Source organism: Streptantibioticus rubrisoli, assembly GCF_024436055.1.
Taxonomy (GTDB): Bacteria; Actinomycetota; Actinomycetes; order Streptomycetales; family Streptomycetaceae; genus Streptantibioticus_A; species Streptantibioticus_A rubrisoli.
The window spans coordinates 56,811-69,876 of sequence record NZ_JANFNH010000020.1 but is presented as its reverse complement, the minus strand read 5'-3'; the positions used below and the strand labels follow the sequence as shown (position 1 = coordinate 69,876).

The window sequence follows — 13,066 nt, the reverse complement described above, 5'->3', positions numbered from 1 at the left end:
AACGTCCCCTCATCTCTGTGTGATGCGTTGCCCCGCTCGGCTGTGGTGGTTGAGGCGGGGCATCGCGCTGTTACGGGAAGTGGTGGGCGTCCGGCCCCTGCTGGTCGTCGGTGCGGCTAACACCGGCGCCTAAGCGGGGGCCGACCGCGTTTAGGCGGCCTCCAAGAGGCGGACCAGGGACGCGGTCACCACGACGTACCGGCGTCCGAGGGGCAGCACCTTGACCGGCGCTTCACCCCGCTTGATCAGCTCGTACAGGTGGGACTTCGAGCAGCGGATGGCCTTCGCGGCGTCCGGAACGGGCACCGTGGCAGGCCAGTTGCGGATCTCGTCGAGAGTCGGCGCGTCCATCACGCGGCTCCGACTGTGTGCGCGTCCAGGTATGCGTCCAGGTCAGACCAGCGAGCCTTGATGTGGCGGCCCACCTTGATCAGTCGCGGACCGTTCCCACGGCTTGACCACTGGTAGATCGTGCCTTTGGGCACGTCGAGGTATTCGGCGATTTCGTCGATGTTGGCTAGCCGCCTGTGAGGGCAGGCATGCGCCGTCTGGCCGTTCTCCTGCTTCGACACCGAAGCGGGACCGGACATAACACCCCCCATGTCGGAATGAGAGTTCCTGTCTCACCCACGTTGACATCCCTTGCGGCGCCTTGTCAACGACTGTCAACCATGTAATGCTCATCCGGACAGAAGGGAATCCATGTGAGGCTCGAAGAGATCGTGGGGGCGAACGTTGCCGAGGCCCGCGAGCGCAGGAAGCTGTCACAGGCCGAACTCGGCGAACTGCTCGGGCAACACCTGGACAAGCCCTGGGCTCGGCAGGCGGTGTCGGCAGCAGAGAAGGGGCGACGCGCCTTCGCGGTGTCGGAGCTAGTGGCACTCGCGTTGGCGCTCGACGTGACCCTCTTTGACCTGCTGGCGCCCAGCTATGCGGAACTCGGGGATCGTCGCGTTGAACTTCCAGGATCAGTGATCCAACTCGGCAGGTACGCGCAGGTCATAGAGCAGGCCGACGCCGAAGAAGTACTCCGCCAGGCTGACATTCGCACCCTGCGCACTCTGATTCCCACCCTCAAGCAGCAGGCATGGACGACGCAGTTGCTGTACAGCGCCCTGCGCGACTTGTTCCTCGATCCCTCCGTGCGTGAGCAGGACGAAGCTGAGGCCCGCGAGCAAGACAGCCTCATCGGCTCGATCCTCCGCGACCTCAAGGAGGGGGAAGAGAAGTTGGGGGCCATCAAGACCTTCCTGGAGGAGAGGGGCGGGTCCACCGGGAGCCCTCCGAGCGAGGACGAACATCAAGGGGAGACAGGTGGCTGACCCGATCAAGAAGATCACGCTGAAGGACGGCACCACGAGGTACCGGTTCGTCGTCGACATCGGGCGCGATGCCGACGGCAAGCGGAAGCAATTGACCATCACCAAGGACACGAAGAAGGAGGCAACCGCCGAGCTGGCCCGCATCCGGCACCAGCGCAGCACCGGCACGTTCGTCGCACCGACCAAAATGACGGTGAACGAGCTGCTGGACACCTGGCTGAAGTCGGCGACGCGCGATGTCGAGGAGGGCACCAGCTCGAACTACGACAACGCCGTCCGCCCCGTCCGTATCCACCTCGGGCACAAGCCGCTTCAGCAGCTCGCCGAGGAAGACATCGAGAGTCTGATCGACTGGATGCTCACCAGCGGTCGGCAACGCGGCGGAAAGCCCGGTACCGGCCTGGGAGTTCGCTCGGTGCGGCTCACGCTCGGCCGTCTGCGGTCGGCGCTGAACCTTGCGGTGCGCCGCGGCCTGGTCGTGCGGAACGTCGCCGAGCACGTCACCGTGTCCCGTGAGGCGAAGCGCAAGGCCGAGGAGGGCAAGGCGAAGCGGCAGCCGTGGAACGAGTCGGAGGTGAAGACGTTCCTCGCCGCCACCAAGGGCCACCGGCTGTACGCGGCCATGTTGTTGGCACTGATCGCCGAGCGGCCTGCGGAGGTGTGCGGAGTCCGCTGGGAAGAGGACGTCGACCTCGATGGCGAGGGAACCATCACCGTGGACCAGACCCGGACGATCGTGTACGACCGCAGCTTGGAGAAGGGCCAGCGGAACAAGGTCGTCGAGAAGAAGGCCAAGTCCGAGGCCGGGCAGCGCACACTACCTCTGCCGAAGCCGGTACATGCTGCACTCAGGGCGTTCCGGGCGCAGCAGGCGAAGGAGAAGCTGGCGGCCGGCGAGGGGTACGAGAGCAGCGGCTATGTGCTGGTCGACGAGCTGGGGCGACCGTGGAAGACGGACAAGCTCCGCCGGGAGGCGTACAAGCTGATGGAGGCGGCCGGAGTGCGGAAGGTCCGGCTGTACGACGCCCGTCACGCATGTCTCAGCTGGATGGCGAACGTTGCCGGGGTGCCGGACACGGTGGTGTCGGCGTGGGCCGGTCACAGCGACTTGTCGTTCACGAAGAGGGTGTACGTTCACCCGGATCCGCAGAGCCTGAAGGCGGGTTCGGACAAGCTGGGCGAGCTGCTCAGCTAGCCATGATCAACACCGTATGTGAGAAATTGTGAGACGACGGCCCCTGAAAACAATCAAGGACCCTGCCTCACCGAAGTGAAACAAGGCCCTGACCTGGGCTCGAAGCCCAACTGCACCGTCGGGACGACAGGATTTGAACCTGCGACCCCTTGACCCCCAGTCGCGCGCCAAATCCCCCTCATTTACGCCACTTTAAGACTCTCGCAGCCCTGAGCGGCCGTCAAGGCCCGTACGACGCCCTACATCCCAGCCATCAAGCGTCAGGACCAGCGCCCCCAATCAATCCTGCCGCTCGGGGCGACGGGCCGGCTCGGGACAGATGACCCGAGTAGTCAGACTTTAATGATCTCGACGGTCGGCCCGCACAAGAGGGTGAGATCTTCCGGATCGGAGGTGAGGACGGTCACGGGTCCCTGAGCGGCACGTGCGACAGCGGCCAGGACAGCATCGATGGCGTACTTGTGGCCGTGCAGGTGATGGGTACGCAAGAGGGCGGCGGCGTCACCCGCCAGGCGTTTGGTGATCTCGTGGACGTCAATGCGGGACAGGACCCAGCTGATCCGGGCCGGGTGGATGCGCTCGAAGTCAGCCTCCAGGGTCGTCATGGCGGTCGTGGCGACGCGCACCCCCTCCTCCATGGCGGCTTGGACGAATGCAGCGACCTGGCGATCCTTGAGATAGAGCTTCGAGAGGCCTTCGCTATCCAAAAGCAGTGCGCCGGGCATCAGGCGGCGGCTCCGCCCGCACTGCGATGGTCATGACGCAGGACGGCTCGGGCCTCCTCGACCTCCTCCCGGGTCAGCGGATCACTATCTGTTTCGAAGTCCGTGACGATCTCGCGCAGCTTGTCCATGGCGACTCGTTGTTCGAGGGCCTCTGCGACGTAGGCGGAGAAGCCCCCAGGGCCAACATGGGCGCGCACGGTCTCGGCGAGGTCCTCAGGGAGGCTCACCGAATACTTCTTGCTACTACTCATACCCCCAATCCTACCACCGGTAGGAATGCAAGGGGGCGTCGCGCGCTGCTCGTCCGCGTGAAAACCTCCGTCCGATTCGCCCGTGAACGGAGACGGCCAGCTGACGCTACGGAGGCCGCGGCCCCACCCTATGGACAATTTCCACAACGGGCACGACCTCAGCACCCACTCAACGCAGCGACACCCCTGCGGCCACTCCCCCAGCCGACTCCAATCCAGACCGCCTCGCCCGCCTCGAGAACATGCCGCATGACCAAGCACGGATGTGGTTCTCGGCACCTACAAGGCCAGTCGCAACAGCACGATCCAGCAGCCCGCCACGCCCACACAGCGACCATCGGCCGTTCGCAAGAACCTGCACGTCACAGGCCATGGATGGGGTTTCCGGCACCCGCACACCGCAGTGACAGCGGCCACGGTGAGGGGGTGCGCTGGCGGGAGGGCAAAGACCTCCCGCCAGGCATATCTCGGGTGGTCACCCCGCACGATCCGGACGCACGCTGCGGCGGCAAGCGCGGCATGCTCTGGGACGGCTACAAGGTCCACTACAGCGAGAGTTGCGACGACGACCTGCCCCACCTGATCGTGAACGTGACCACCACCAGCGCGGCCGTCGACGACTCCACCCAAGTCCAGCTCGTGCACGACGACCTGGCCCGGCGAGGGTTGACGCCGGACGAGCACCTGGTCGACGGCGGCTACACCTCCGCCGCGATCATCCTGGCCGCCCGCGCCCAGAACATCGACCTCGTCGGCCCCCTCCCGCCCGCCAGCGACCGGCAGACCCGTGAGGGGAAGGGTTTCGCGCTCACCGACTTCACCATCGACTGGGACGCGAAGTCCGCGACTTGCCCGCGTGGGGAGACCAGCCGCTACTGGGGCACCACCCGCATGGACGGACACCCGCGCATCGTGGTCATCTTCCCTGAGTACGGCTGCCGCACCTGCAAGGTCCGCACCTCATGCACCAACGGCTCCACCCGGCGCCTGACCCTGCACCCCCGCGCCGAGCACGAACTCCTCCAACGCCAACGCGCCGAGCAGGACACCGACGCCTGGAAACAGCGATACGCCAAGCGCGCCGGCGCCGAGGGCACCATCTCCCAAGCCGTCCGCACCACCAGCATCCGCCGCAGCCGCTATCGGGGCCAGGCGAAGACCGGCCTGGCTCACGTGCTCAGCGCCGCCGCACTCAACCTCCACCGCATCGACGCCCACCTGACCGGCCGCCCCCTCGGCACGACACGGCACACCCACTTCGCCGACCTCGACCTCGATCCGCCACCCCGCAAACCCCGCAAACGCCACCCGTGAATCGAGCGACAGAGTCCCGCAAGGGTGCGGGGAGGATGAACCAGAGCGCGCGGCACATGTCTCAGTTACGGGGCAGCCCGGTGGCCAACGCTCCGTATCCGGCGGCGAGGTTGGCGGCGGCGCACACAGCGAGGAACAGCAGCATCCCGGCTAGGAGCACTCCATGGCTGAAAGGTTCGTAGCCTGCCACGGTCGCGAGGGCGGCGGCCTCTGTCGGCAGCCATGCGGTGGGCCCGGCCCAGTAGCGGCCACGGGCTGTGGCTTGGGTGGCACGGTAGGCGAAAAACGTCGCCGGGGCGGCCAGGAGGAGGATGAGCCATCCAATGACTGTGAAGAACCAGCCGACGGCGATGAGCCCGATGGCCGGTGCGAGGAGCAGGCTGGTCATCGCCGCGGGGATAGTTCCAAAGAGGGCCGCATACCGGGCGGGGGCGCACGTCGCGGTCGCCAGCACATGATCGGTCAACCGGTAGACGAGCAGGGCGGGAATCACCATCGCGGCGGCGACGGCGGCGGGCCATAAGCTGTCCGATGGGAATACTGACAATGCCCAGCCCTCGACCAGGACCGCCGTCGCAGCCGCGGCTGCCGACGCAATCTTGCGTCGGGCTTTCTTCTCACGTATCGGAACGAGCATCTTTTCGAGTGCTCCCCTCTGGATACCGCGGCGCCGGAGCCCTGGGTGTCCAGGGCCCCGGCGCCTATCAGACCACTCGTGGTGCGTCAGGAGACGGGCGGGGGCGGGTTCTGGTCACAGAACCCAGCCCCGGATGGGCGTGCGTCATCGCCGGTGTCGAGGGCGATGTCCCACGGGTTGCCTCCGTTGCCCCGCCCCGCGGACTGGCAGCCTCCGTATCCGTGGAGGGTGAAGTCGTAGAAGTCCCCTCGCTGGACGGGGCCGGAGGCCGGCTTGCCGTACTCGTCCACCATCTTCCCGTCGTAGTACAGGTACAGGTCAGGCATGTAGCTCTGGTAGACCAGCCCGGTACCCTTTCCGTCGTCGGTGTTGATGGCGTTTTGCGTGTCGTGAATCGTTCCGTCAGAACAGAAGGCGATCGAGGCGTTCTGCCAGATCGGTGGGGCGAAGTTGAACAGGGAGCCCTCCGGGTTTCCGTTGTTGATGCCCCCGTGACGGAAGAACAGGCTGTAGAAGTCGCCGGCTGTTCCTGCTACTTCCTCTGGCAGCTTTCCCTGCTTCACGAAGGAGTTGAGGTCGCTCAGCCAGCCTTGCATGGCAAGGTCAGTGCTCTGTTGTCCATCGAGCATGCGGTAGCCGAGGACTCCACCGCTGACGACCTTGGTGTTGACACATTTGCCGCTCGAATCGACGGTAGCCGGATCCTCCTTTGAGGGGTACGCCTTTCCTGGCGTGATTCCGGTTTTCATCGGATTGGGAACAGCGACTTGCCTGCCGTAGACGTTGGCGTCCTGGGCGGTGAAGGACACGTCCGGTATGGGGATGTTGTAGTCCTTGGCGATGGCCTTCGCGAAGGACACCACGAAGGGAGCAAGAGGAGTGTCCGAGGTGTGCGGCGTATAGGTGACCAGCTGGCTGCCGGGGATGACCTTCCCGTCCGGGCCGCTGACCCAGCGCACGTCGATGTGAGTCTTGATCTTGTACGAGTGGTCGTCTGTGAAGGAATGGTCCGGGTCGATCGTCGCGGGCGGAGGAGTGGGGTTGGTGAAGGCAAGCCAATCAGGGATGGAGGGGTGGCTGTTCACGTCGGTTCCGGCTGCTGTGACATCCTGCCCCCACGCCTGGATTGCCGATTTCACGGTAGCCCCGATGCAGTCGGAGCTGGGCGCGGCGGTGCACGCGGGGTAGTTTGCCAAGCCCTTGAACGGGCCCGAGCCGAATGGCGGCGGCAGTTGGTTGGGAGGGGTGCCGCCGTGGATTCGGGCGTCAGCCCACCCGTACAACGTCTGCCGGTTGCGCATGGGCCCGGCAGTGTAGGGCGGAGCGACTGTGTCGAGATTGATGTTGCTGGGGAAGATCGACGCCGCGTCGAAGGTGTGGTGCTGGAAAGTGCCCTCGATCGGAGTGAACATCAGCGCGTCGTAGGCGACGGCGGTGTCTCCGGATGAGCCGTCGTTGGTGACGTTGGTGAGGACGACTTTGGCGCCGGGCTGGAGGTAGAAGTACCCGACCGTGATCCAGCCGAACAGCTGGTTGTTCTGGGACTGGTCCACGACCGAGTCCCATTTGTTCCCGAAGCCGTCGTAGACCTGGTAGTCGGCTGTGTGCGTCTTGTTGCCCAGGTAGGGGGCGAACGCCTGGATCAGGTAGACGTGCTTCGAGAGCCCGCTGGGAGTCCAGGTGCCGGTGGTCTCCAGCAGGTTGTCCCAGTTGTTGGGCTGGCGTCCGTGGGAGAAGTAGTAGTGGCCGCCGTAGCCGGACGAGTCCTGCTCGAGGTCTTCCTTCGCCTCGTAGTCATTGTGCTCGTCGGCGGGGAAGGAGAAGCTGAACGTCCCCTGGCCGTCGGAGCCGTCACGACAGGTGGGCGTCGATGTGCTGCCTGGGATGTCGTTGACCACGACCACACCCGCGCCGCCAGGGCCGTTGCAGAAGCTCGAGTATCCGTTGGCCGGGTCGGTGTAGCCGTAGAGGAGCTTCGCATCGCCTGGTTCGGCCAGGTTCTTGTTGTGCGTCAGGTACTCGTATCCGCAGGTGGTGGAGCAGTCCGGTTTCCACGTGGCATCGGCGTGCCACAGGTGGGAGTAGAAGCAGTCCTCGGTGGTGCAGTGTGGGACGTTGTTCGGGTCGCAGCCGTTGGCGGCCGAGCAGAACGTGCTCAGCGGGGGTTCGACGTTCTCGCGGTTGAGGACGGCCTGCGTCCCGCCCCACCAGGAGGGGATGAAGCCGTTGGTGTTGAACCCGGAATCGCCCTTGTGCTGCTGGTTGCCGTTGTTGTCGTAGGAGCGGCCGGTGTCGATCGACCATCCCGCCCACCCCATGACCTTCTCCTCGTAGGACCAGTACTGCGGGTGAGCCGCGTCCTTGACAGCGAGCGGGTCCTCATCGAGGTTGAGGAATGCCTTGCGGTCCGGCGGATAGCTGGGGTTGGCAGGGTTGTTGAGCCAGCCGAGTCCCCAATTGCCGTTGTGGTACCCCATGCCCTCGTTGTAGTTCCAGGCGGCGGCGAACCAGTTCTCGATCCGGGACGGGTCGTCGTTGTTCAGCTTGATCGTGGTGCCGGACGCGTGGAGTTCGTTCCACTTGCTGGCAAGTATCTGCGCGGCGCCGGCGATGCCGGTCGCGTAATCCACGGCCACGGCCCGCTGCTGGGTGGGCGACAAAGGAGTTTCGCCCGGCTTCTGCTTGCCCGCGAGCCGCATGCCGTCGGTGACCTGCCCGACGCCGTATCCGCAGTCGGCGCTGTCCCAGTGGACCTTCCAGATCAGCTTAGGGTCGTAGCCCTTCTGGCTCGGGTAGACGTAGGTACCGTAGAAGTTGGAAACCAGCGGGTTGCCGTACTCACCGGGCTCGGAATGTGAACTGGCCTGCCACAGGTTCGACTCCTGCGCCAGGATGCCCAGCAACACCTGCGCCGGGATGCGCCCACCAGTGACCAAGGTCGGCAGCGGGAACAGGTCCTGCGGAGCCCAGGAATCCGACAGCCCGGAGTCCTTCCAGTTCCCAGGGCGTTGGACATGCGCCGAGTCGAGCAGACCGCGCACAGCGAGATCAGCAGCCCATTCCACCTGGTTGGGAGTGGGCTGGTAGACCATGGTGTGCGGGTCGTTGCGCGGAATGGAACACGTCCGGTTCGCGTCGACCGGATCGTTGGCCGGATCCGTATCCCGAGGAGCCATGGTCGAGGGGCGGTTGGCGCCCTCAGCCATGAACGCCAGCAGCGGAGAGGTCCGGCCCCCCGTTGCGGCCTTGTCCTTGGCGGCCACGACCGTGGGGCTCGCAGTGAACGTGACCGCGTGCCCGGTCCGCAGGGCCCTGGCCACGATGACGACCGGCTGCGGACTGCCAGGCGGTTGACTGTCCGACTTGCTGGGGGGACCCTGCCGGGTCTGCTTGGGCGCCACTTCCGGAGGCCGCCCCTGCGGATGGGCTTGCTCGTAGCGCCTGGCGTTGGTGACCGCATCCGCCAAGTCCTGCGCGGTGGCCGAGGTGATGGCCAACTCGCCATCGCTGGAGATCTCGGCGTCGGCTGGCGCGTCGACGCGCCTCACGTCGCCTGGCAACGTACCCGTACGTACACCCTCGCCGGTGACGAATGCCCTTCCGTCGGCGCCTGCCGCCAGGCCGACCTTGCCCAACGGGGCGGTGGCCAACGTGATGGTCTTGCCAGAGGGTGAGAGCTCCTTGACGCTCTCACTGCCGCTCCTGGCATCGTGATCGGCGAAGACGACGCCGGAGCCGGTGGGGTGCAGATGGAACGCCGTCCCCTGCGTGGTGGCCTTGCGAGCGGTCTTGCCGTCGTCGTCGATGTGAATGAGCGTATTGCCCTCGGCGGCAATCAGGCCGTCACCCACCGGTACCGCGGAGGTGACCTGTCCCGGCTCGCTGACGTAGGAGGTCACCTTCCCGGTGGCCGCGTCCACGGTCACCAACTTGGTGAGGACCTTGTCGCCCTCGGTACCGGATTGGGTGAACACCGCCGTGTGACCGGTTCCGCAACTCGGGTCGAAATAGGCCAGTGAGGCGTTGATGGGGAGTTTGGTGACCTCTCCGGTGGCGAGGTTCACGGTGGCAGTAAATCCACCCCGCTCCACCAACTGAGGCTTGTTGTCCGCCTGGCGGGGAGTGTAGACGGCTACGAGGTACTTACCATCGCCTGTGGTGCAGGTATTGCCGATCCATCGATCTGTGGTGACACCTGGCTCGGACAGCGTGGCGATGGTCTTCCACGCGTAACCTTCGCCCTGACGGGCCGTGAGGACGTGCAGCCCCGTGGCGTCGCCCGCCGTGGTGACCGCATAGTCTGATGACGTCTGCCACTGCTTGCCGAGCACGGCCTCCCGGTCTTCGGGGGCTACTTCGGCGCGGCTGACCTGCCTAGGAGCAGACGTCGGCCGCGCATGTGGAACGTTCGCCATGGCGACGTGGGCTTGTACAAGAGCTGGGGACAATAACGCCGTGGTGGCCGCCAATGCGGTCAGCCCGCGACGCGGGCGTATTCGTCTGTCGGATGGTGGCACGAACTCTCCTTCGTGAGGTGGCTCAGGCACAGTGACGTCACTTCAGTCGTGTATGCACTTGCATGGAGCGGCACGGAGTGCAGCCGGGAGCTGCAAGAGCGTCTCGCCAGGAAGAGGCTGGCACCTAAAAGGGAACCCTCTTGGGGATGGCCGAAGGGATGGGTTGCACGGTCGGCGACGGCATCAGAATGGCTCGGCGTTCACCGCTCCTCCACCTCGACTACGGCGAGCGTGTACGCCGCTGCCGTGAACATGGGGTCGTCGGCAGCAAAGCTCCGGTGGCGTCACCTATTGACGGCGAGTTCGTGCTAGGCAGAGATGTCGATGTTCACCGGCGGGGGAACGCGCCTGACGTCGGGCACGTGCGTTGATGGTGGCCGGGTTGCAGGTCAGCAAGACATGTCCGATGGTCCCGACTGCCAGGCTCACGCTACCGATGCTCTCTTCGGCCCCAGAGCGAGATCCCGGTCCGCGTGGATCATCCGGCCCAGGGCCTTCGGAGCGGCTGCACCCGCGCGGGGTGCAGGAATCGCTGGGGCGGGAGCCACGGCTGCCGAGGTCCAGAGACACGCTCGCGCCGAGGGCGGGAAGCGGGACCACCACCCGCCTGCGGCCGAAGGACATCATTTGTCCTTTCTCAGGAGAAGTGAGATGCGCTGATCCGTTGCAGATGCCGATCGGTCAGAGGTCTGGTGCTTTAAGGGAAGTGCCATGACAGCGTCGGGGGTCATACCTGTGCCACGTCACTGATGTCCGACTGGCTCGACCCCCGAGAGTCGCAGTGAACAAGGAATCGAGCCAGTCGGCAGCAGCCCGGGCGGCTGGCCACCCGCCCTACGCGGGCGTGCGTGTCACGCTGATGATGCTGACGTTCGCGTGTTCAGGAGTGGGAACGCCTGACTTGCCGAGCGCGGTGCATGCCTGGGATGCCTCGCGGCCGGGAGCCAGCACATCGGTTTGGGCTTTCACAGTCGCCGAAAAGCCTCCGGGCCCGGTTACCTCGATCACGATGCGATAGCTGGCTGGGTCATTCCCCAGGTTTGTAACGTCGACCGCGAGCCACATCCCGTTGCCTGACGGTCGGCGACGGGGATCCCGCACCGTGACACCCTGGCGGCTGGCGACGAGGGGGGATATCGCGCCGCCCCCTGTGTCGCCCGATGGGCCGTCAGGTCCGGACGGTGCGGTTGCGATGCTCCCACTCCCGTCGAGTGGCGGTCCGGACTCCTCTCTTCGAGGAGAACCAGAGGAGTCCGGCTGCTGCGGGGAGCTGGATCCGTCGGCCGCAGCCTGCGACGCTACGACAGGTGCAGTGGAGTGTCCGGCGACCGGCGATGGACGGCCGTCGGAGCCAGCACTACACGCTGCTAGAAGCACAACGCAACCGAGGAGCACCGGCGCCAACGCCCTGGCAGCCCGCTGCCCGGCCCAGTCACCTACCGCATTACGAAGCATCAGGCGTCTCAGTCGCAGAAGCCGCGGACGGCGTTGATGTACGCCGTGCTACTCGGCGTGTCTGCCATGATCGCCGTCACAGTCGGACAGTTGTTCATGCGAACCGGTCCTGCGTACTGGGTGTAGTAATTCGCATCGACGGAGCAGCGGGGATTGCTCGCTTGGTTCTCGCACATCTTCAGCTTCATGTACTGGCTGATCCCCAGATTGTTGTCGAAGACGGCACATTCGCAGTTGCGTGGGCCGGTTCCCCCGTTGTCATACGTGAAGAGTGTTGCAAACCGCCGCGCGTCAGGCAGGCGTTCGGCGTTGTAGAGCTCGTAGCCCGCTCCGCAGAGCGTGGCTGCGGCCTTCGCCGCCTGTGGATCGGCCGCCGCGATGGCGCGGGTAGCAGCGTTTGCCTTGGAGGAGAGCTTGACGTGTGAGATAGCCGCAGTCTCAGCCACAGATGTCTGTGGAGCGACCAGGCCGAGCGCGGTGACCGCTGCCGTGGCCGCCGCAGTGCCTAACGCCTTTTTGATCTTTTTAGTCATGCAGGTTCCCCCCGGATACGTGCGACATGGTCGAGATCGCAAGGAAGTTTCCTGCTTCGAACCCCCCGGTTCACGCGAGCAGGTCGCCCTCGCGATCACAGAGGACTCTATGCGCGGAGAGGGTGAAGTGAACAGCGATATGACGGGTACTGACCACGCATTGATCATGCATCAGCTACCGACCGCAACGTTCACACGCTCTTCACAGCTCTGGCCAAGGTGTTCCCACTGGCAAACCAGTCTGCAGGTGTCACGATAAGTCACTACTGTGGCATTACTCACATCGCCATCGATCCTTACGGCGGATCGACGACTCATGGGCACAGGGCACCTGCGCCCATCAACGTCGGCAACACCTCCTGCCTCAATCGCCGGTTCGCCGACCTCATCGGCGTGGTCGGGTTCCGGCTCGGCCTACGGCCTGACCCTCTACGCCACCCAGCCGGGCATCGACGCATGGAGCACCTTCCCCCTGGGGATTCGAACCTGCGCACCACGGAGTCCCGTCACCCACCGGGAGGAAGCGGCACCAGCCGCGTCCGGCCCTCCACCGCCACCCGGGCCCGAATGACCAGATCAGCGCCGCCGACCCGACCAGCCATGTTTTGTGGCTCCTGCCGGGGGCTCGAACCTGCGGCCAACCATCAACAGGTCCGCCCGTGTTGGCTTGACGGGCCATCGCTCCTCTCATCGGTTGCCTAGGCGGAGCTCACGCCGCTGGCGAGCATGACCTGCTCAACTTGGCGGTCGTCTTCTCTCCTCTGGACTTTTACCGCGGCAGTCAGGACTGACGAGCCGCCGCCACCCGCCCGGCCGACTTGGAGGTCCATCCACCCCAAGCCCGCCCCGGTCCCGCCATGCCCTCTGACTGCGTTCGCGCGGACGTGTCGTATTGGTCGTCCCATGGCCAAGCCAGACGCTCCGTACCGCGCGCAGCGGCGTCGTACCGCGCGCCCGCCCTGGGATTGCCCCGTCTGCGGCACGGCGCCAAGGGGCATTGCCTCGGCTTTGCGGTGCGATGACCGTGACGCCGAAGTGGCAGGACCTGGGCTCACCTGCGCGGACGAACGATCTGGGCACCTCGGGCAATGTCCCTGCCCCGCCCCACGGGGAGCAC

The 13,066-nt window shown here is 65.5% G+C and carries 10 protein-coding genes; 3 read left to right on the top strand and 7 right to left on the bottom strand.

Translation table 11 applies throughout. The features are described from left to right. Positions 1 to 150: 150 nt before the first annotated feature. Both NON19_RS17950 and NON19_RS17945 read right to left on the bottom strand, forming a co-directional pair. On the bottom strand, positions 151 to 351 hold the full coding sequence (locus NON19_RS17950; RefSeq protein ID WP_255929282.1) for a helix-turn-helix transcriptional regulator: 201 nt from the start codon (positions 349 to 351) through the stop codon (positions 151 to 153). Further along, positions 351 to 590: a helix-turn-helix transcriptional regulator gene (locus NON19_RS17945; RefSeq protein WP_255929280.1), complete on the bottom strand. Its 240-nt coding sequence runs from the start codon at positions 588 to 590 to the stop codon at positions 351 to 353. Before NON19_RS17945 ends, NON19_RS17950 begins: the two co-directional genes overlap by 1 nt. 114 nt (positions 591 to 704) lie before the next feature. On the opposite strand from NON19_RS17945, the gene NON19_RS17940 reads away from it, so the two are divergent. Both NON19_RS17940 and NON19_RS17935 read left to right on the top strand, forming a co-directional pair. Then, on the top strand, positions 705 to 1,322 hold the full coding sequence (locus NON19_RS17940; RefSeq protein ID WP_255929278.1) for a helix-turn-helix transcriptional regulator: 618 nt from the start codon (positions 705 to 707) through the stop codon (positions 1,320 to 1,322). Beyond that, complete coding sequence (locus NON19_RS17935; protein WP_255929276.1) at positions 1,315 to 2,517, top strand: site-specific integrase; 1,203 nt, start codon at positions 1,315 to 1,317, stop codon at positions 2,515 to 2,517. The genes NON19_RS17940 and NON19_RS17935 overlap by 8 nt, the downstream gene beginning before the upstream one ends. Positions 2,518 to 2,849: 332 nt before the next feature. Here the strand turns inward: NON19_RS17935 and NON19_RS17930 are convergent, their stop codons facing one another. Continuing rightward, positions 2,850 to 3,242: a DNA-binding protein gene (locus NON19_RS17930; protein WP_255929274.1), complete on the bottom strand. Its 393-nt coding sequence runs from the start codon at positions 3,240 to 3,242 to the stop codon at positions 2,850 to 2,852. Continuing rightward, positions 3,242 to 3,493 carry a hypothetical protein gene (locus tag NON19_RS17925; RefSeq protein ID WP_255929272.1) on the bottom strand — a complete coding sequence of 84 codons (252 nt, stop codon included), beginning with the start codon at positions 3,491 to 3,493 and terminating at the stop codon, positions 3,242 to 3,244. The genes NON19_RS17930 and NON19_RS17925 overlap by 1 nt, the downstream gene beginning before the upstream one ends. Positions 3,494 to 3,868: 375 nt before the next feature. Here NON19_RS17925 and NON19_RS17920 point away from each other — a divergent pair, with 375 nt between their 5' ends. After that, positions 3,869 to 4,807, top strand: coding sequence for a transposase (locus tag NON19_RS17920; protein WP_255929270.1), 939 nt, complete (start codon positions 3,869 to 3,871; stop codon positions 4,805 to 4,807). Positions 4,808 to 4,868: 61 nt separating this feature from the next. On the opposite strand, the gene NON19_RS17915 is transcribed toward NON19_RS17920, so the two are convergent. The 3 genes from NON19_RS17915 to NON19_RS17905 all read right to left on the bottom strand — a co-directional run bounded on the left by NON19_RS17915 (position 4,869) and on the right by NON19_RS17905 (position 11,949). Continuing rightward, positions 4,869 to 5,444 carry a hypothetical protein gene (locus tag NON19_RS17915; RefSeq protein WP_255929268.1) on the bottom strand — a complete coding sequence of 192 codons (576 nt, stop codon included), beginning with the start codon at positions 5,442 to 5,444 and terminating at the stop codon, positions 4,869 to 4,871. Between the two features lie 86 nt (positions 5,445 to 5,530). Then, positions 5,531 to 9,775, bottom strand: coding sequence for an SMP-30/gluconolactonase/LRE family protein (locus NON19_RS17910; RefSeq protein WP_255929266.1), 4,245 nt, complete (start codon positions 9,773 to 9,775; stop codon positions 5,531 to 5,533). Between the two features lie 1,649 nt (positions 9,776 to 11,424). Further along, the gene (locus NON19_RS17905; protein ID WP_255929264.1) at positions 11,425 to 11,949 is read right to left on the bottom strand and encodes a hypothetical protein; all 525 of its coding nucleotides are present in this window, start codon (positions 11,947 to 11,949) and stop codon (positions 11,425 to 11,427) included. Positions 11,950 to 13,066 lie beyond the last annotated feature (1,117 nt).

Bases quoted from the DNA above. Each gene is read 5' to 3' on its own strand.
- NON19_RS17920 (WP_255929270.1), top strand. From the start codon at position 3,869: ATGGGGTTTCCGGCACCCGCACACCGCAGTGACAGCGGCCACGGTGAG.
- NON19_RS17915 (WP_255929268.1), bottom strand. From the start codon at position 5,444: ATGCTCGTTCCGATACGTGAGAAGAAAGCCCGACGCAAGATTGCGTCG.
- NON19_RS17905 (WP_255929264.1), bottom strand. From the start codon at position 11,949: ATGACTAAAAAGATCAAAAAGGCGTTAGGCACTGCGGCGGCCACGGCA.
- NON19_RS17925 (WP_255929272.1), bottom strand. From the start codon at position 3,493: ATGAGTAGTAGCAAGAAGTATTCGGTGAGCCTCCCTGAGGACCTCGCC.
- NON19_RS17950 (WP_255929282.1), bottom strand. From the start codon at position 351: ATGGACGCGCCGACTCTCGACGAGATCCGCAACTGGCCTGCCACGGTG.
- NON19_RS17945 (WP_255929280.1), bottom strand. From the start codon at position 590: ATGTCCGGTCCCGCTTCGGTGTCGAAGCAGGAGAACGGCCAGACGGCG.
- NON19_RS17930 (WP_255929274.1), bottom strand. From the start codon at position 3,242: ATGCCCGGCGCACTGCTTTTGGATAGCGAAGGCCTCTCGAAGCTCTAT.